This is a genomic window from Salipiger sp. (assembly GCF_048261495.1).
Lineage (GTDB): Bacteria > Pseudomonadota > Alphaproteobacteria > Rhodobacterales > Rhodobacteraceae > Salipiger.
On sequence record NZ_JBLXFX010000011.1, the window covers coordinates 69,348 to 88,423 of the forward strand.

General features: G+C 67.8%; 16 protein-coding genes. 12 read left to right on the plus strand and 4 right to left on the minus strand.

The window, feature by feature from the left end; all coding sequences use genetic code 11:
• Position 1: 1 nt before the first annotated feature.
• From ACN0RJ_RS18880 to ACN0RJ_RS18895, 4 genes are all read right to left on the minus strand, one after another.
• The gene (locus tag ACN0RJ_RS18880; protein ID WP_417721573.1) at positions 2–862 is read right to left on the minus strand and encodes an ABC transporter permease; all 861 of its coding nucleotides are present in this window, start codon (positions 860–862) and stop codon (positions 2–4) included.
• Complete coding sequence (locus tag ACN0RJ_RS18885; RefSeq protein ID WP_417721572.1) at positions 859–1,953, minus strand: ABC transporter ATP-binding protein; 1,095 nt, start codon at positions 1,951–1,953, stop codon at positions 859–861. Before ACN0RJ_RS18885 ends, ACN0RJ_RS18880 begins: the two co-directional genes overlap by 4 nt.
• Before the next feature lie 68 nt (positions 1,954–2,021).
• Positions 2,022–3,194, minus strand: coding sequence for an ABC transporter substrate-binding protein (locus ACN0RJ_RS18890; RefSeq protein WP_417721571.1), 1,173 nt, complete (start codon positions 3,192–3,194; stop codon positions 2,022–2,024).
• A 138-nt stretch (positions 3,195–3,332) separates the two neighbouring features.
• Entirely contained in the window at positions 3,333–4,274 is a 942-nt protein-coding gene (locus ACN0RJ_RS18895) for an aminotransferase class IV (RefSeq protein ID WP_417725265.1), read from the minus strand.
• A gap of 371 nt (positions 4,275–4,645) precedes the next feature.
• Between ACN0RJ_RS18895 and ACN0RJ_RS18900 the strand changes: the two genes are divergently transcribed.
• The 12 genes from ACN0RJ_RS18900 to ACN0RJ_RS18955 all read left to right on the plus strand — a co-directional run bounded on the left by ACN0RJ_RS18900 (position 4,646) and on the right by ACN0RJ_RS18955 (position 18,933).
• Positions 4,646–5,470, plus strand: a complete 825-nt coding sequence (locus ACN0RJ_RS18900; protein ID WP_417725266.1) for a MurR/RpiR family transcriptional regulator — start codon at positions 4,646–4,648, stop codon at positions 5,468–5,470.
• 89 nt (positions 5,471–5,559) lie between these two features.
• Entirely contained in the window at positions 5,560–7,479 is a 1,920-nt protein-coding gene (locus ACN0RJ_RS18905) for a bifunctional 5-dehydro-2-deoxygluconokinase/5-dehydro-2-deoxyphosphogluconate aldolase (RefSeq protein WP_417725267.1), read from the plus strand.
• Complete coding sequence (iolB, locus tag ACN0RJ_RS18910; protein ID WP_417725268.1) at positions 7,476–8,306, plus strand: 5-deoxy-glucuronate isomerase; 831 nt, start codon at positions 7,476–7,478, stop codon at positions 8,304–8,306. The genes ACN0RJ_RS18905 and iolB overlap by 4 nt, the downstream gene beginning before the upstream one ends.
• 105 nt (positions 8,307–8,411) lie before the next feature.
• Positions 8,412–9,455: a TRAP transporter substrate-binding protein gene (locus tag ACN0RJ_RS18915; RefSeq protein WP_417725269.1), complete on the plus strand. Its 1,044-nt coding sequence runs from the start codon at positions 8,412–8,414 to the stop codon at positions 9,453–9,455.
• Between the two features lie 72 nt (positions 9,456–9,527).
• A complete protein-coding gene (locus ACN0RJ_RS18920; protein WP_417721565.1) occupies positions 9,528–10,079 on the plus strand; it encodes a TRAP transporter small permease in 552 nt (183 codons plus the stop codon).
• Positions 10,076–11,371, plus strand: coding sequence for a TRAP transporter large permease (locus tag ACN0RJ_RS18925; protein WP_417725270.1), 1,296 nt, complete (start codon positions 10,076–10,078; stop codon positions 11,369–11,371). Before ACN0RJ_RS18920 ends, ACN0RJ_RS18925 begins: the two co-directional genes overlap by 4 nt.
• A 26-nt stretch (positions 11,372–11,397) precedes the next feature.
• Entirely contained in the window at positions 11,398–13,410 is a 2,013-nt protein-coding gene (tkt, locus tag ACN0RJ_RS18930; RefSeq protein WP_417725271.1) for a transketolase, read from the plus strand.
• Positions 13,407–14,219, plus strand: coding sequence for a shikimate dehydrogenase family protein (locus ACN0RJ_RS18935; protein ID WP_417721562.1), 813 nt, complete (start codon positions 13,407–13,409; stop codon positions 14,217–14,219). The genes tkt and ACN0RJ_RS18935 overlap by 4 nt, the downstream gene beginning before the upstream one ends.
• Before the next feature lie 211 nt (positions 14,220–14,430).
• Positions 14,431–15,180 carry a GntR family transcriptional regulator gene (locus tag ACN0RJ_RS18940; protein ID WP_417721561.1) on the plus strand — a complete coding sequence of 250 codons (750 nt, stop codon included), beginning with the start codon at positions 14,431–14,433 and terminating at the stop codon, positions 15,178–15,180.
• Positions 15,181–15,329: 149 nt separating this feature from the next.
• On the plus strand, positions 15,330–16,283 hold the full coding sequence (locus ACN0RJ_RS18945; RefSeq protein WP_417725272.1) for a TAXI family TRAP transporter solute-binding subunit: 954 nt from the start codon (positions 15,330–15,332) through the stop codon (positions 16,281–16,283).
• 25 nt (positions 16,284–16,308) lie between these two features.
• Positions 16,309–18,201 carry a TRAP transporter permease gene (locus ACN0RJ_RS18950; RefSeq protein ID WP_417725273.1) on the plus strand — a complete coding sequence of 631 codons (1,893 nt, stop codon included), beginning with the start codon at positions 16,309–16,311 and terminating at the stop codon, positions 18,199–18,201.
• 3 nt (positions 18,202–18,204) lie between these two features.
• A complete protein-coding gene (locus tag ACN0RJ_RS18955; protein WP_417725274.1) occupies positions 18,205–18,933 on the plus strand; it encodes a Sua5/YciO/YrdC/YwlC family protein in 729 nt (242 codons plus the stop codon).
• The last annotated feature ends 143 nt before the right edge of the window (positions 18,934–19,076 follow it).

Below are 19,076 nucleotides of genomic sequence, written 5' to 3' on the forward strand. Positions count from 1 at the left end.
GTCAGGCCCTCCCCAGTCCGGAAAAGCCGCTGCGGCGCAGGTCGAGGCGGAACAGCAGCAGCGTGACCGAGATCGACACCACGAACAGCACCACGCCCATTGCCGCCCCCAGCGCCCAGGTGCCGGATTCCGCGAATTGCTGGGCCAGCGCCATGCCGTAGAGCGTGCCGTCCGGACCGCCGAGAAAGCGCGGGACCAGCGTCGTCGACAGGCAGGGAATGAAGCACAGGATGACCGAGATCAGCGTGCCGAAGAGGTTCAGCGGCCAGGTGATCTCGAAGAAGGTGCGCACCGGGCCGGCACCGAAGATGCGGGCGGCATCGGCAAGGCGCGCGTCGAAATTCAGCAGCGACAGGTAGATCACCGTGATCGCGATGGGCAGGTAGAGATAGACCAGCCCGATGGCGCTGGCGATGTTGGAATACATCAGGAACCGCAGCGGCACGGCGCCCATGTGCACGAGCACCGCATTGATGAGCCCCATCGGCCCCAGCAGGCCCTGAAGGGCGATCACCCGCAGCACCTCGCCGGTGAGGAAGGGCACCGCGAGCGCGAGGGTGAACAGCAGCTTGTAGCGTCCGCCGTAGAGCATGATGGCATAGGCCACAGGCCAGGCGATGCCGGTGCAGATCGCCGAAACCGCCACCGCCATGACGACCGAGCGCAGCAGGAAGGTCTGGTAGGCCGGTTCGACCAGCAGGGTGTGGAAATTGCCGAGACCGGCCTCCCGGATGATGTGGTAGTTCTCGGTCCGCCAGAAGGCGAGCACGGTCATCGCGATCAGCGGCACCACGAAGAACACCACGAGGTAGAGGCTCGGCAGGCCGAGAAAGGCGAGGCGGGCAAGTCGGTTGTCCCTCATGCCGCCTGCTCCGCCGGCAGGTCGGTTTCCTGCGGGAACAGGTCGATGTCCTCCGGGCGCCACCTGGCCAGCACGCGGTGACCGCGCGCGAAGGGGGCGGCGTCGCGCGGGCTGCTGACCGACAGTTCGCGGCCCCCAGCGTCGAGCAGGTAGTCGATCTGCGGTCCGCGCAGGATGATGTCGCGCACGGTGCAGAGCATCGCGTTCGGTCCGGGGAGGGGACCGTCGGGGGCGTCGGACAGGCGGATCTTCTCGACCTTCACGAAGGCCTGCGCCGCATGTCCGGGCAGGCCGCGCAGGCCGTCCTCGGGCAGGGCGAGCTGCGGGCCGTTGCCGGTATCGAGCAGGCGGCCGTCCGGGCCGAACTGCCCGTCGAAGCGGTTCGACCGGCCGACGAACTGAGCGATGAAGCTGGTCCGGGGGCGGTCGTAGACGGCGCTGCGCTCGGCGAAATCCTCGATCCGGCCCCTGCGCACCACGGCGATGCGGTCGGACATGCTCAGCGCCTCTTCCTGGTTGTGGGTCACGTAGATGAAGGGGATGCCGAGGGTCGCCTGATGGCGGCGGATCTCGATCTCCATCTCCTGGCGCAGCTCGCGGTCGAGGTTGGCGAGCGGTTCGTCGAGCAGCAGCGCCTTGGGCTTGCCGACAAGGCCGCGCCCCAACGCCACGCGCTGCTGCTGACCGCCGGAGAGCTGGTTGGGATAGCGGTCCTCGAGGCCGTTGAGCGACATCAGGCCGACGATCCAGCGCAGCCGCTCCTCGATGTCGGCGCGGGGCATCTTCATCATGCGCAGCGGAAAGGCGAGGTTCTCGGCCACGGTGCGGTGCGGGAACAGCAGGAATTCCTGGAACACCATGGCCACTCCGCGCCTGTGCGGGGGCAGGGCGGTGACATCCTGCCCGTCGATGATGACGCGGCCGCGGGTCGGACGCTCCAGCCCGGCGATGATGCGCAGAAGGGTGGTCTTGCCCGAACCGGACGGCCCGAGGAGCGAGATGAATTCGTCGCGCCCGATCGACATGGTGGCGCGGTCGATGGCCCGGAAACCCGAGTATTCCTTGGAAATCCCGTCAAGGGTGATGTACATGTGCTTGTTCTTCCGAAGGGGGGAGGGGGACGGCCCCGTCGCCGGGGCCGCGGGGTGCAGGCGTCGGGTCAGGCCGCCTGCATGTTGGACCAGACCCGCTCCCATTTCTCGGTCGAGGACGGCTGGTCGAACATGTACATGTTGGCAAGCTCGCCGGTACGTTCCATCAGGTAGAGGTCGACCTCTTCGGGCGAGGAGATCGCGCGGATGTCGACCGTGGTCGAGGTGCCCGCGCTGAGCGAAATCTTGCGGATCACCTCGGGAGAGCTGACCATGTCGATCCAGGCTGTGGCGAGATCCAGCTTCTCGCCGTCCTCGACCCCGGCCGAAACCAGCCAGGTGTCGACCCAGCCGAGGCCGCCTTCCTTCGGCGTCAGGACATGGTCGAAGGTGGTGTCGATCGCCCCTTCGGCCTTGGCCGTGCGCAGCAGGCGATAGACCTGGGCGAATTCCGGCGCCGCCACGATGGCCTGCCCCATGAGCAGCTGCTGCAGGGTGTTGTTGTCCTGGTAGCGGGTCAGCAACAGGCGCTTCTGTTCGACCAGCAGCGCCTCGACCCCGGCGAGTTCCTCGTCGGTCAGGACATAGGGGTTGAAGGATTTGCCGTCCGGCCGTTCGGCGTCGATGGTGCCCATGCGGGTGGCGACGAGGATCCCGGCAAGGGCGATGTTTTCCTCGAAGCGGGCCGAGGTGGAGAGGCGCCCGGCATGGGCGGGGCTGAACATCATCTCGATGCTCGACGCCTCGTCGCGGGTGACGGCATCGGCGTTGTAGGTGATGCCGTAGCTGCCCCAGCAGAAGGGCGCGCCGAAGATCTCGCCGCTGTCGGCATCCATGAGCAGCTTGAAGGCCTCCGGTTCGAAGACCGGAAAGAAGCCGCCCGCGCTTTTCATCGAGCGGAAGTCGAAGCTGCGGATCAGCCCTTCGCCGTAGTAGAGCCCCGGCCAGTAGCCGTCGGCCTGCACGAGGTCGAAGTCGCGCGTGCCGCCGACGCGCAGCTTGTTGTAGGCTTCGGAATTGCCGTCGAAGAAGGTGGGGGTGAAGCGGATGCCGTGTTCCTCCTCGAAGGCCTGGATGATCTCGGGCACGGCGTAGCCCTCCCACATCAGGGCGCGCAGGGTGTTGGCCTGCGCCTCGGCGGGGCGGATGTACCAGGGCGCGGCAAGGGTGGTGGCCGTGCCCGCGGCCATCAGGTTCAGGGCGCGGCGTCGGCTGATCTTGGTTCCGGGTGTCTGTGTCATGGTCTGGGGTTCCCTGTCGGTTGAAGCTGTCGTCCTCCGGTCCTGTCCGGCCGGGGCAGATCTTTCGGTGCTTCGGAAGCGCCCCGCAGTCGGGCGCCTCCGGTCGGGACCGCCGGCCGGAACCGGCGGCCCGTGCGTTCAGGCGTCGGCCGTCACGGCAAAGGGATTCTCGGCATCGGCGTAGTTGACGGGGGTCATGTTCCACCCGTCCTTGTGCTTCTGCCAATAGAGATCCTTGATTTTCGTGCTGATCGGGCCGGGGCGGTCGTTGCCGTAGATCTTTCCGTCCACGCGCGAGCAGGGCATGACGCCGCCCGCCGTGGTGGCGGTGAAGACCTCGTCCGCGTCCATCAGGTCTTCGTAGGTGATCGGGGCGATCTTTCCCTCGAGACCGAGTTCCGGGCAGATGTCGAGCACCGAGAGACGGGTGATCCCTTCCAGCGCGCCGCGATCCGGGGTGATCACGTCCTTGCCCTTGACGATGAAGACGTTGAACCCCGCGCCTTCGGTCAGATAGCCCTCCTGGTCGAGCAGGATCGCGGTGTCCGCGCCCTTGTCCAGCGCCTCGAACATGCCGCGGGTAAAGTCGCGCCACATGTAGTTCTTGAGCGTCGGGTCCAGCGACAGCGGCGAGATGCGCGGCGTCTCGGACACGATCAGATGCGCGCCGCGGGCCTGCACGTCGGGCTTGATGACATCGACCCAGGGCACCGAGTAGGCGATGAAGGTGTTGTCGCAATCCAGCGGGTTGCGCGAGCCGTAGACGCGCGGAATGCCGCGGGTCGAGATCATCGCGACGAAGGCGTCCTGCAATTCGGAGAGCGCGACGCACTTGCCGAGGATCTGGCGCATCTCCTCGCGGCTGTAGCCGGGGTCCAGCCGGTAGCCCTTGAGCGATTTGGCGAACCGGTCGAGGTGCGTGTCGAGGCGGAAGAAGGCGCCGTCGGTGACATGCACCACGTCATAGGTCACGTCCGAATGCGTGAATCCCCAGTCGCCCACCGGCAGGCGGGCCTCGGAAATCGGGACGAATTTGCCTTCGATGAAAGCCGCGCCGCCTTTGTAGATCGTGTCTGTCATTGGTAGAACCAACCTTGTTTCATTAGTGAACACGACCGATCCTCCGGCCATGTGCCGCACTGCGGAAAGGTCCATTTCCCGGAAATCGTATAAGACCATCCTCACTTCCCCGGGGTGTTGAGGCCGGAAAACCCGAGAAGAGTCAGTGTGTTGCGGCGACGCGGAAAAAGGACCATCGAATTCCGGTCAGCATGGTCCGACGTGCATTTTCCGTGCCCCGGCGTTCGCGGAGTGCCTGCCCGGCAGGCAGTTGCGCGCGCCGGACGGGCAGAGCGCGGCGCGACTCCGGCCAGCTTGCGCTGGACCGTCCCCGTGTCCATGCGCATGGTGATGCGCTAAGCAGGCGGTGAAGTTGGTGGAAGGACAGAGCCATGGCGCAGCGACGCGCGACAGCAGCCCCGGGCGCGCCGGAAACGGTCGAGGACCTGCGCGCGCGCATCGTGGAACTGGAACCCGACCTCCCCCGCAAGCTGCGCGACTGCGCCTCCTTCGTGATGCGCTCGGGCGAGGAGATCGTCTTTCTGACCGCCGCCCAGGTCGCGGAGGCGGCGCAGGTGCAGCCCTCGGCCCTGATCCGGTTCTGCCAGTCCATCGGCCTGTCCGGCTATACCGACCTGCAGCGCATCTTCCGCTCCGCCGGCAGCCGGCGGCCGGACTATCCCAGCCGGGTGCAGTCGCTGCAGGACAGCGGTTCCGGATCGACCGGGCACCTGCTGGGCGATTTCGTCGGGGCGGCGCATCATTCCGTCGACCGCCTGCACGCCAGTCTGGATCACGAGGCGCTCGAAGCGGCGGTCGAGGCCATCGTCGGCGCGCGGCACGTCTACATCGCGGGCTATCGCCGCTCCTTCGCGGTGGCGAGCTATCTCACCTATGTTCTGGGGCAGTTCGGCAAGCGGGTCGAGATGGACACCGGCGCGGGCGCAATGGAGGCGCCGCGCGCCTTTTCCGGCGACGAGGTCGTGCTCATCATCTCCTTCGAACCCTATGCGGAAGAGGCGATCAAGATCGCGACCCGTGCCAGCGGAACGGCGGCGACGGTCATCGTGCTGACCGATACCGCGCTCAGCCCGTTGCGCCGCACCGCCGACATCTGCCTCGAGGTGGTGGAAACCGAAGTCGGCGGCTTCCGCTCCTTCTCGGCGACGTTCTGCCTCGCCTCCGCGCTGGCGGTGGCGGTGGGCGGTCGGTTGTGAACGGAACGGGCGTTCCAGAAATGGAATAAAAGTTTTACAAATGTAAAGATTGGATTATACGTTCCATAACTGAATGGATTCGGACCCCAATGCTTGACCTCATCACCATCGGACGTTCCTCTGTCGACCTCTACGGCATGCAGACCGGCGGCCGCCTCGAAGACATGTCCTCCTTCCGCAAATACGTCGGCGGATCGCCCTGCAACATCGCCATCGGCGCGGCGCGGCTGGGGCTGCGCACGGCGCTGGTGTCGCGGGTCGGGGACGAGGCGATGGGCCGGTTCATCCGCGAACAGCTTGCCCGCGAGGGCTGCGATCTGCGCGGCCTCGTCACCGATCCGGAGCGCCTGACCGCGCTGGTCCTGCTCGGCATCCGGGACGAGACGCGCTTTCCTCTGATCTTCGTGCGCGAGAACTGCGCCGACATGGCGCTCTGCGAAGACGACATCGACCCCGCCTTCATCGCCTCGGCCCGCACGGTCGTGGCCACCGGCACGCATCTGTCCCACCCCCGCACCGAGGCCGCCGTCATCAAGGCGCTGACCATCGCGCGCGAGGCGGGGCGGGCCACCGCGCTCGACATCGACTATCGCCCGAACCTCTGGGGTCTCGGCGGCCACGATACCGGAGAGGAACGCTACCAGGAAAGCCGCGCGGTCACCGCCAAGCTGCAATCGACCCTCGGCCTGTTCGACCTGATCGTCGGCACCGAGGAGGAATTCCACATCGCGGGCGGCTCGACCGACACGCTGGAGGCGCTGCGCCGGGTGCGCGGCCTCTGCGACGCGGTGCTGGTGTGCAAGCGCGGCCCGATGGGCGCGACCGTATTCGAGGGGGAGATTCCCGACAGCCTCGACGCCGGGATTCACGGCAAGGGCTTCAAGGTCGAGGTGTTCAACGTGCTCGGGGCGGGGGACGGCTTCATGGCCGGGCTGCTCAAGGGCTGGATCGAGGGCGAGCCCTGGGAAACCGCGCTGACCCGGGCCAATGCCTGCGGCGCGCTGGCGGTTTCGCGCCACGGTTGCGCGCCGGCCTATCCCAGCCTGCCGGAACTGACGCATTTCCTGTCCACCCCGATCACCAATCCGGCCCTGCGCCATGACCGCGCGCTGGAGCAGATCCACTGGTCGACTCTGCGTCGAAAGCACTGGCCGTCGCTGCGCGCCTTTGCCTTCGACCACCGGGCCCAGATCGAGGAGATCGCCGCGGCGAACGAGGCGCCGGCCGACCGCATCCCCGCCTTCAAGCTGCTCTGCCTGCGCGCCGCCCTGCAGGTGGCGGACGGGCGCGACGGCTTCGGCATCCTCTGCGACGACCGGCTCGGCCGCGCGGCGCTGCATGCCGCCGCCGAGACGCCGCTCTGGATCGGCCGCCCGGTCGAGGTGCCGTCCTCGCGCCCGCTGGAACTGGAGATCGGGCCGGACTACGGCTCGGACCTGATCGACTGGCCGGTGGATCACACCGTCAAGGTGCTCTGCCGCTATCACCCCGACGAACCGCAGGAGATGCGCGACGCGCAGGAGGCCTGCATTCTCCGTCTCGCCGATGCCGCGCGCCGGGCCGGGCTCGACCTGCTTCTGGAGGTCATCCTTCCGGACCCGGATTCGGGTGACGGCGCGCTCACGGCGCGGGCCATCGCGCGGTTCTACGATCTCGGCGTCTGGCCCGACTGGTGGAAGCTGGCCCCGATGCAGTCGGCGGCGGACTGGGAACAGGTTTGCGAGACCATCTCGACCCGCGATCCCCATTGCCGCGGCGTCGTCGTGCTCGGCCTCGGCGAGGAGGAGGCCGTGCTCAGCGCCAGCTTTGCCGCCGCCGCGCGCCAGCCGCTGGTCAAGGGGTTTGCCGTCGGCCGCACGATCTTCGGCGCGGTCGCCGAGCAATGGTTCGCCGGGCGGATCGACGACGCGACGGCCGTCTCGACCATGGCCGGGGGCTTTGCCCGACTGTGCCGCGAGTGGGACGAGGCACGCGGCGTGCTGACCGAAGACCGGAAGGAAACCGCATGAGCCGCGCCACCTCTCCGCTGCTCTGCCGCCCCGAGGGCGCATCGGGCCGTATCCACCGCATCACCCCGGAGCGCGCCGGGTGGGGCCATGTCGGCTTCGACCTCTGGAAGCTCGGCGACGGCGGGCGGGCCAAGGGCCGCGAGGAGGGCCGCGAGACCATCCTCGTGCTGGTCGAGGGCAGGGCCGACATCACCTCCGACACCATGGCCTTCGGGCGGGTCGGGGACCGCGCCCGGGTGTTCGACGGCGGGCTGCCCCATGCGGTCTACCTCCCGCCCGGCGAGGCCTGGGAGGCCCGTGCCGAGGGGCCCTGCGAACTGGCGGTCTGCACCGCGCCGTCGCCCGGCGGGCGCAAGGCGGCGCGCATCGGCCCCGAGGGCATCGCCACGCAGGCCCGCGGCAAGGGCACCAACCTGCGCCACGTGAACCCCATCGCGATGGAGGACCGGGACATTGCCGACAGCCTGCTGGTGACCGAGGTCTTCACCCCGCAGGGGCACTGGTCCTCCTATCCGCCGCACCGCCATGACGAGGACGACTTTCCCCGCATGACCTATCTCGAAGAGACCTATTACCACCGCCTGAACCCGGCGACGGGCTTCGGCGTGCAGCGGGTCTTCACCGATGACGGCTCGCTGGACGAGACGATGGCCGTCGCGGACCGCGACACCGTCCTGGTGCCGCGCGGCCACCATCCCTGCGGCGTGCCCTACGGGTTCGAGATGTACTACCTGAACGTGATGGCGGGCCCGCTGCGCAAATGGCGGTTCGAAAATCATCCGGAATTCGACTGGCTTGCGAAACGCGATGCCGGGGAAGAGGTCTGAGCCGCGCAAGGGAGCGCGGCGAGGGACAAGCGAAGGTGCGCAGGCGGGAAAGGCCCGCCCGCGCAAGCGACCCCGGGGACGGGGAACAAAAAGGAGGAGGACAACATGCGGACATCACTACTTCTGGGCCTGACCTGCGCCGCGGCGCTGCTGGGCTCGATCGCCAGCGCGCAGGACCACGTCATGCGCATCGCGAGCGGCAACCCCGCCGACCCGCTGGCGCTGCCGGCATCGGCATCGCTGACGATCTTCGAACAGAAGGTCGAGGAATACACCAACGGCCGGGTCGACGTTCAGATCTTTCCCGACGGCCAGCTCGGCGACCAGCTTTCCGGTCTCCAGCAGGTGAAATCGGGCGAACTCCAGGGCAGCGAACTGGCGATGGGCGTCATGTCGAACCTGTTCCCCAAGATCACCTTCACCGATCTGCCCTACGTGATCCCGGACATGGCGGTGGCGCAGAAGCTCTACACCCGCCGCAATCCCATGATGAAGGAAATCCTGACCGAGATGGAGGACACCACCGGCGTGGGCATCATGTTCTTCATGCCGCAGGCCTATCGTCAGCTGACCACCAAGGGCAAGCAGGTCAAGACCGTCGCCGACCTGAAGGGCGTCAAGGTGCGCACCATGCAGGTCCGCCCGCATATCGAGATGTTCAACGCCGCCGGGGCGCAGGCGACGCCGGTGCCGTGGCTCGAGGTCTATTCCTCGCTCCAGACCGGGGTGGTCGACGGGCAGGAAAACCCGCTTGCCACGATCCGCGCGATGAACTTCCAGGAGGTTCAGAACTACATCACCCTGACGCGCCACGTGCACCTTGTCGGCGCGGTGACCTACAACGTCGCATGGTTCGAAAGCCTCGAGCCCGAGCTTCAGGTCGCGATCATGAAGGCGGGCGAGGAAGCCTCGGTCGGGGCGATGGCGCTGGCCCCGGTCAAGGACGTGCTGGACGCCAAGTGGCTGACCGAACAGGGGGTCGAGATCTACACCCCCACCGCCGAGGAGATCGAGGGCTTCAAATCCGTCCTCCAGCCCCCGGCCTTCGCCTGGTTCGACGCCAATGTCGAAGGCGGCGCCGAGGTGCTGAAGAAGGTCACCGAGGAAATCGACCGCCTGCAGGGCCAGTTCGGCGAACTCGTCTACTGATGCCGCCGGCGGGGGTGCGCGCGACGCATCCCCGCCATCCCTTCCGACACGCACGTGCTGACGGGTGACACAATGCCCCCCCTTCCTTCCAAGACGGTCGTGGAGCGCCTGCTCGACGGCCTCGACATCGCGCTGCGACTGGTTCTCGCGCTCATGGTCTTCGGGATCTTCGGCGTGCTGTTCGCGCAGGTCCTGTGCCGCTACGTCTTCTCGCTGCCGCTCTACTGGTCCGAGGAGCTGGCCAAGTACCTGATGATCTACGTCACGACCATCGGCGCGGCAGTGGCCTATCGCAATTATGCCCATCCCTACCTGATGATCGTGACCTCCGCGCTCAGCGGGTCGCGGCTCAGGGTCTACGACCTGATCCTGCGGATCCCGGTCTTCATCTTCTTCTGCGTCTTCGCCTACGTCGGCTGGCGCTACGCGGTCTCCAACGAATGGATGACCACGCCGGGGCTTCAGATCTCGTTCTTCTGGCCGTTCTTCGCGGTGCCGCTCGGCGCGGTCTGCGTGCTCTGCTACCTGGTGCTCGATACCGCCAACATCCTCGTCTGGGGGCGCAGCTGGCTGATGCCGCCGGACGCCGATCCCCTTCTCGATGCGACGGAGTTCCCTGCATGACCCTCGGGGTATCCCTGATGCTGGCGGCCTTCGGCCTGCTGGCGATCCTCGGCGTGCCGCTGTCCTTCACCACGGGCATTGCCGCGCTGATCTATTTCTTCGTGTCCGACCAGTCGATGAACACGATCGTGCACCAGTTCTTCACCTCCATCGACAGCTTCGTGCTGCTGGCGGTGCCGCTGTTCGTGATGGCGGGGCACGTGATGGCCGAGTGCCGCATCACCGACAACATCATCAACCTCGCCAACGTGCTGGTCGGGCGGATGCGCGGCGGGCTGGCGCAGGTCAACGTGGTCTCGTCGATGATGTTCGGCGGCTGCTCGGGCTCGGCGCTGGCGGATGTGGCGGGGCTCGGCTCCGTGCTGATCCCGGCGATGAAGAAGAACGGCTACGAGGAACCCTTCGCCGCCGCCGTCACCGTCGCCTCTTCGGTGCAAGGACCGATCCTGCCGCCGTCGATCCCGATGGTGATCTTCGCGTCGGTGGCGCAGGTGTCCACCGGCGCGCTGCTGGTCGGCGGGGCGGTGCCGGGCATCCTGCTCGGATTGGCGCAGATGCTGGTGGTCTGGCTGATCGCCCGCCGCCGCAACTACCGCTCGTCCCACGGCGCCTATCGCATGGCCGAGATCCTGCACGTCTGCAAATCCGCCATCCCGGCGCTGCTGATGCCGGTGATCCTGATGGGGGGCATCCTGTCCGGCATCTTCACGCCGACCGAAGCCGCCTCGGTCGCGGTGGGCTACGCGCTGCTGCTGGGCTTCATCGTCTACCGCAACCTGTCGCTCGGGGCGCTGCTGCGCATCGGGGCGCACGTGGCGCGGGATTCCGCCGCGATCTTCTTCCTGATCGGCACGGCGGGGATCTTCGGCTGGATCCTGTCGGTCGCGCAGCTTCCCCAGCACGCGGCGGACTGGATCCGCACGGCCTCGGTCAATCCGCTGGTGGTTCTGCTGCTCATCAACCTGCTGCTGCTGGTCTGGGGCATGTTCATGGACGCCGCCCCGGCGATCCTGATCCTCGGTCCGATCCTGACACCCATCGCGGTCTCGGTCGGCATCGACCCGATCCATTTCGGCGTGGTCATGGTGTTCAACCTGATGATCGGCCTCATGACCCCGCCCTACGGGCTGTGCCTGTTCGCGGGTTCGGCCATCACCTCCCGCGAGACCGGCATCGGCGCCATCTCGCGAGAGATCGCGCCCTTCCTCGGCATCAGCATCGCCGTGCTCGCGCTGATCTCGCTGTTCCCCGAACTGGTGCTGTTCTTCCCGCGCCTCGCCGGCCTGATCTGACCGCGCCCCCAACCAGGACAAGAGACATGACTTCCGACACATCCCTGCTCGACCGCCGCGACACCTCGCTCGACGAGATGGCCAATGCCCTGCGCTTCCTGACCGTGGACGCGGTCGAGGTCGCCCAGTCCGGCCACCCCGGCATGCCGATGGGCATGGCCGACGTCGCGGCCGTGCTGTTCTCGAAGGTGATGAAATACGACGCTGCCGACCCCGAATGGCCCGACCGCGACCGGTTCGTGCTGTCGGTGGGGCATGGCTCCATGCTGCTCTACGGGCTGCTCTGGCTGAGCGGTTATCCCGACATCACGCTGCAGGACCTGCGCAATTTCCGCAAGCTGGGGGTGCGCACGGCAGGCCACCCCGAGTACGAACAACTGCTCGGGGTCGAGGCGACGACCGGGCCGCTGGGGCAGGGGATCGCCAATGCCGTCGGCATGGCGCTGGCCGAGCGGATGCTCAACGCGGAATTCGGCGACGCGCTGGTGGATCACCACACCTGGGTCATGGCCGGCGACGGCTGTCTGATGGAGGGCATCAGCCAGGAGGCGATCACCTTTGCCGCGCACATGAAGCTGGGCAAGCTCGTGGTGCTGTTCGACGACAATGCGGTGACCATCGACGGGCTGACCGATCATGCCACCTCCGAAGATCAGCAGGCCCGCTTTTCGGCGGCGGGCTGGCACGTGCAGGCGGTCGACGGCCACGACACCGCCGCGATCGAGGCCGCGCTGCTGGCCGCCCGGCAGGACCCGCGGCCGTCGATGATCGCCTGCCGGACGGTGATCGGGCGCGGCTCCGTCGCCAAGCAGGGCAAGCCCGCCGCCCATTTCGGAGCCATCGGTGCCGAGGATCGCGCCGCCATGCAGACGCTGCTGAACTGGCCGCACGGCGCCTTCGAGATCCCCGAAAGCGTGGTCGCGGCCTGGCGCAAGGCGGGCCGGCGCGGCGCCACCGCTCGCGCGGCCTGGGACGAGCGGCTCGACCGGGCGCCCGACGGCATCGCGTCGGAATTCCGCCGCCGGATCCGGGGCGAGTTGCCCGCCGGGGCCGCCGGCATCCTGGCGGAGCTGCGCCGCGAGGCGGTGGGCGAGGCGGACGTGGCGACGCGCATGGCCTCGTCCCGGGTGCTGAACGCGCTGTTCGACACCATGCCCGAACTGGTCGGCGGGTCCGCCGACCTAGCCGGGTCGACCCAGACCTGGCCGACCGGGGCCCGCGCCATCACGCCGCAGGATTACGGCGGTCGCTACATTCCCTACGGCGTGCGCGAGCACGGCATGGCGGCCTTCATGACCGGCATCGCGCTGCACGGCGGGTTCATCCCCTTCGGTGGCACCTTCCTGTGCTTCATCGACTATGCCCGCCCCGCCGTGCGCCTTGCCGCGATGATGCACCAGCGCGAGATCTTCGTGATGACTCACGATTGCATCACCGTGGGCGAAGACGGTCCGACCCATCAGCCGGTCGAGCACCTTGCCGGGCTGCGCGCGACGCCGAACCTCAACGTCTTCCGGCCCGGCGACATGGTCGAGGCGCTGGAGTGCTGGGAGCTGGCGCTGAACGACGCCGGGGCGCCGACGGTCCTCTGCCTGTCGCGCAACCCCCTGCCGGTGCTGCGCGAAGAGGCGGAGGAGAACCTCTCGGCGCGCGGCGGCTACGTGCTGCAGGAGGCCTCCGGCCCCCGCCGGGTGACGCTGCTTGCGACCGGGTCGGAACTGGCGCTGGCGGTCCGCGCCCGCGAGACGCTGGAGGCGGAGGGCATCGCCACCGCCGTCGTCTCGATGCCGAACTGGCGGCTGTTCGACAGCCAGCCAAGGGCCTGGCGTGATGCCGTGCTCGGCCCCCGCGACGCGCTGGCCGTTGCGGTCGAGGCGCTCTCCCCCCTCGGCTGGGAACGCTACGTGGGGCGCGACGGGATTGTCCTCGGGGTCGACAGTTTCGGCGCTTCGGCCCCGGCGGCGGACGTGCTGAAGCACTTCGGCTTCACCCCCGAAGCGGTGGTGCAGGCGGTGCGCGGCGGCCTCGCCCGCGCATGACCGGCCCTGAGATCACCGGCCGGACGGCGATCCTGTTCATTCTCGGCGATCCGGTGGTGCAGATCATCGGATCGGCCGAGATGAACCGAGCCTTTGCCGGGTGGGGCCTCGACATCGCGGTGTCGCCGCTGCACGTGCGCCCCGGCGATCTTGCCGATTGCCTGAGCCTTCTGCGCCGGACCGCGAACGTGGCGGGCTTCTCTCTCACCGTGCCGCACAAGATCGCGGTGGTGCCGCTTCTCGACCGGCTGACCGACGCCGCGCGGCTTGCCGGGGCGGTGAATTTCGTGCGCCGGGAGGCGGACGGAAGCCTCACGGGGACCAACATGGACGGGGCGGGCTTTGTTCAGGGGCTGCGCGATCGCGGTGTCGACCCCGCCGGGCAGAGCGTGTTGCAGATCGGCGCGGGCGGGGTTGCCCGTGCCATAGCCTTCGGCCTCGCGGCGGCGGGCGCAGGGCGGATCACCCTGACGAACCGGACCCGTCCGCGCGCCGAGGCGCTGGCCGCCGACATGCGCGCCGCCTTTCCCGATGTGGATGTGACGGTCTGCGACGGCACTCCCGACCTGTCGCGCCATTCGCTCGTGGTCAACACCACCACCGTCGGCATGGGCGATGCGGATGCCTGTCCCGTCGATCCGCAAGGGCTGACGGATTCGACCGTCGTGGCCGACGTGATCCTGACGCCGCCCGTCACGCGCCTGCTGGCGGTGGCGGCCGAAACGGGCTGCCGGACGGTCCCCGGCAAGGCGATGCTGCGCCCTCAGGCGAGGCTGGTCGCGGAATTCCTCGGGATGGCGCCCCGGTAGCCGCGCGGGCGGCGCGGCGCATTCTGAAATTTCTGTCAAGTATCTGAAATTCAGTGACCAATCCCCAATCAATGGGGGATGATTGTATCCGATAGAGATTTCCGATTATCAGTATTTCATTATAAATCAGTATTTTGAAGGAATCATGAGAACGGGTCGATCTGTGGCGCCGGTCGGGACATGATGACGCAAGGAACGGTTGGGGGCAGCCATGAGCTTGGCGCAGATCGCATACGAAGCCTTGCGGGCAAAAATCTGTGACGGTGTCTTCGGCATGGGCGACAAGGTGTCGGAGGCCGTCGTATCCGAATTGACCGGGATGTCGCGCACACCGGTGCGGGCTGCCCTGTCGCGGCTGGAGGGAGAGGGCTTTCTCATCCACGAGCCCAACGTCGGCTTCCGGGTCAAGGTCTTTACCGTCGAGGAGGTGCGCGAGATCTACGGCGTCCGCGCGCTGCTGGAATCCGAGGCGGTCCGCCTCGCCGGGCGGCGCGGCCTGTCGGACCCGGTGAAGACGCGCCTCTGCGCGTTGCGGGATGCGATGGCCGGGATCGTCGCGCATGAAACCGGCAGCAATGCGGAACGGCTGGTCTTTCAGCGCCACAACTACGACTTTCACAACCTGATCTACGATCAGTGCGGCAACCGCTTCCTGCGCAACCGGATCGATGCGGCGATGGAACTGCCGTTGGCCCTTCGCAACTTCTTCAACTTCTCGCCCGAGGAACTGGCCAAGAGCCACGAGGCCCATGTCTCGATCCTCGCCTCGCTGGTCGACGGCGACGCCGAGCGGGCGGCGGCGCACATGCGCGAACATATCTGGGCGGCGCGCGACCGCATGGCGGTCCGCAAGACCCGCACGCGGCGGCAGGGCGGGCGGAGGCCCGAGGTCTCGTCGCGGGGCAAACGCATTCTGACACCTGGCAGGCAGGTCGCCGGCGAGGAGGCCCGCGCAACCTGAAACGACCCGAAGGGGGGAGGACAGATCCGTTGCCCGTGGTCCGGCACCCTGCCGGGCAGAGAGGGCGGACAGGGGCGGGCGCCGGCCCCGGCACCACAAGGCGCATCAAGCGGTTCGTCCCGACACGGGCCGATTTCTGGGAGGAAAACATGAACATCACACTTGCTGCGACATTTGTCGCAACGGCCGCGCTTTGCGGTACGGCCGGCGCTCAGGAAAGCTTCGTGCAAGGGGCATCGGGCTCCGGTCACACGACGTTCCAGATCATGACCGGCTGGGCCGGGGTCATCAATCGCGAGGTTCCGGAGGTTTCGGTGACGGTGCAGGCCTCCGGTGCCAGCGTGCCGACCACGCAGCTTGTCCAGCAGGGACGCATCCAGGCCGGGCCCGCGGGCAATACCGCGCCCTACGAGGCGGTGCGCTCCATCGGGGAATTCGAGGGCCAGCCGGAAGCGGACAAGATCCGGACCTGGATGCCGATCTACGTCTACGGTGCGCAGCTTGTCGTGCCCGCCGACAGCGATATCGAGAACTGGAGCGACCTCGACGGCAAGCGCGTCGGCGTCGGCTCGGTCGGCTCGGTGGGCGAGCAGACGAACCGCGCGATCCTCGAAGCGATCGGCGTTGGCTACGACAGGATCGACGAATACCAGATCCCCCATGCCGAGATGGTCGAGGGCTTCAAGAACGGCACCCTCGACGCGGTGATCGAGACGACGGGCATTCCCACGGCGGGCGTTCTCGAACTGGAATCCTCGCGCGAGGTCCGCATCGTCGGGCTGACCGAGGACCAGATCGCCACAGTCGATGCGTCGAGCGACCTGCTCTCGGGCGGGATCATCCCGGCGGAAAGCTACCAGAGCATCGACGCCGACGTGCCGATCATCGTCGGGTACACCATCAACATCATCAACTCCGACGTCGGCGACGACCTCGTCTACAAGATGACCAAGGCCGTCTGGGAAAACCTCGACGAACTGGCCGATGTGCACCCCTCGCAGAAATACCTCACCCCCGACTGGATCGAGGCCGCGCTGATCCCCATCGCGCCGCTGCATCCGGGCGCGGAGAGATATTACCGCGAACAGGGCTGGCTGAAGTGACGCAGGCGCCGGGGAGCAAGCTCGAGTGGCGATTTCCGACATGACCATGACGACGGCAACCGGATCGGATGCGTGGATCTTCACGCGGCTCGTGCCCGTGCTCGGGGTCGTGGTGACGGGCTACCACCTCGGCGCCAATTACTACGGGTTGCTGCAACCCATGTGGCATACGGCGATGAGCCTGTGCCTCGTGCTGTCCTACGCCTTCCTGCAGACCGCGCGGACGCGGGTCGGGCTGCTATATCACCCGGCGCTGAACCTCTGCCTCGCGGTGCTGGTCGCGCTGGCCTTCGCCAATGTGCTGGTGAACTATTCCGCCATCCAGATGCGGCAGGTGATGCCGACCTTTCTGGACCAGGCGGGCTGCGTCGTCGCGGTTCTGGCGATCCTCGAGATCACCCGGCGCTACTTCGGCATGGCGCTGCCGGTCATCGCGCTGGTGATGCTGACCTATGCCTTTTTCGGCAACGTCCTGCCGCCGGCCTGGCGGCACGTGGGCTGGGACGTGCCCTTCATGACCTTCAGCCTCTACATGCAGAGCGAGGGGCTGTTCGGCGTCGCCCCCAAGACCGCCGCGACGCTGATCTTCGTCTTCGTGGCGCTGGGCGCCTTCCTGTCGCGCATGGGTACGATGGAGCGGGTGCTGGACCTGAGCCAGGCCTTCACACGCGGCTCCTGGGGCGGCTCGGCCAAGGTCGCCGTCTTCTCTTCGGCGCTGATGGGAACGATATCGGGCAGTTCCGTCGCCAATGTCGTCGCCACGGGCCGTTTCACCATCCCGCTGATGAAGAAGGCCGGCTTCAAGCCGCATTTCGCCGGCGCGGTCGAGGCAGTGGCCTCGACCGGCGGGCTCATCATGCCGCCGGTGATGGGGGCGGGGGCCTTCATCATGGCCGAACTGCTGCAGATCCCCTACGGCACCATCGTCCTTGCCGCGATCATCCCGGCGCTGCTCTATTTCTCGGTCGTCTACGGCGCGGTGCATTTCGAGAGCCGCAAGCTGGGCATCCGCGCCCCGCTGGAAGGCGAGGCGCGCGGCGCGGCGCTGAAACGCTGCGCGCCCTACCTGCTGCCGGTGGTCGTGCTGATGGGTTTCATCGCCATCGACATCCCCCCGGTCCGCGCGGCGCTCTATACCATCGCGTTCTGCGTCGCGCTGTCCTGGCTGCTGACGCCGATGGGGCCGCGCGACATTCTCGCCGCGATGACCGACAGCGCCGAACAGGCCGCCGGGGTCATCGCCGCCTGTGCCTGCGCGGGCATCATCATCGGCGCGATGGACGGCACGGGGCTGGCGATCAAGTTCTCGCAGTTCCTGATCTCCTTCGCGGGGGACAGCCCGGCGCTGGCGCTGCTGCTCGGGATGCTGGTGGTGATCGTGCTGGGCATGGGACTGCCCGCAACCGCCGCCTACATCCTTGCCGCCGTCGTGGTCGCGCCGACGCTCATCCGGATGGGGTACGATCCGCTCGCCGTGCATCTGTTCGTCTTCTACTACGCCAACCTGTCGCACATCACGCCGCCGGTGGACCTTGCCACCTATGCGGCGGCGGGGATCGCCGGGGCGAACCCGCTGCGGACCTCGGTCCGGGCGATCACGCTGGGCGCCGTCGCCTTCGTCCTGCCGATGATCTTCATCCATGACCCGGTGTTCCTGCTGCGCGATGCCACCGTGCCGCGCGTGGCCTTCTCGCTCGCCACGGCGCTGGCCGGGTGCACGGTGATCGCGGCGGGGCTGACCGGCTGGCTCGGCGTGCCCGTCACCCGCGGCGCGCGCGTCCTGCTCGTCGCCACCGGGGGGCTGATGCTGGTTCCGGACTGGGCCGCCTCGCTGACCGGGTGCCTCCTTGCCGTTGCGCTCTGGCTGCTGGCCAGCCGCCTCCGCCTTCCCTTCCTTGCCAAGACCGAAAGGACCTGACCCATGGGCGTTCTCGACCCCGAAGCCGATGCACTGCGCATCTTCGACGCGATGATGGCCGGAGGCGTGGCCGTGGTGCCGCTGGACGTGGCCTATGCCGTCTTCGGCACCAACGCCGAGGCCATCCGCACCATCTACACCGCCAAGGGCCGCAGCTTTTCCAAGCCCAACGGCACGCTCGCCAATCTCGACATCTTCCGCGAGGTGCACGACGTCGACAGCCGGGCCCGCGAGGTGGTCGAGGCGATCACCGTCGATTACGACCTGCCGCTGTCCATCGTCGGCAAGCACCGCGAGGGGAACGGGTTCACCGCCGCGCTGGACCCGTTCTGCTACGAACGCTCGACCAAGAACGGCACGATGGACCTTCTGATGAACGCGGGGCCGCTGCACCGCGCGCTGACGGCGCTGTCGCGGGACAGGGGGCAGCCGATCATGGGGTCCTCGGCCAGTGTCTCGCTCGGCGGGTCCAAGTTCCGGCTGGCGGATGTCGAGGCGCCGGTGCGCGACGCGGCGGCGATCTGCGTGGACTACGGTCTGTGCCGCTACAACAACCCGCTCGCGATCTCGTCGACGATCATCGACCTCGGGACCTACGAAGTGCACCGCTTCGGTGTCTGCTACGACCAGATCCGCGACATCCTCGCCCGTCACTTCCGGATCGCCCTGCCGCCGATGCCCGAACGCGGCCTCGTGCGCGGCGCGGCGCTGGGCGAACCGGCGCATGGCTGAGCCCCGCAGCGCCGCCGACGGGGCCCGGAACCACGCCGGGCCGGACCGTCTCCACGGTCAGCGCGGCCCCCGGCAGCGCCCCGGCCCGCGCGCGGCAGAGGGCGGTCCGGAGCGGCCGTCCGTCATCCGGGCCTTTCCTGCCC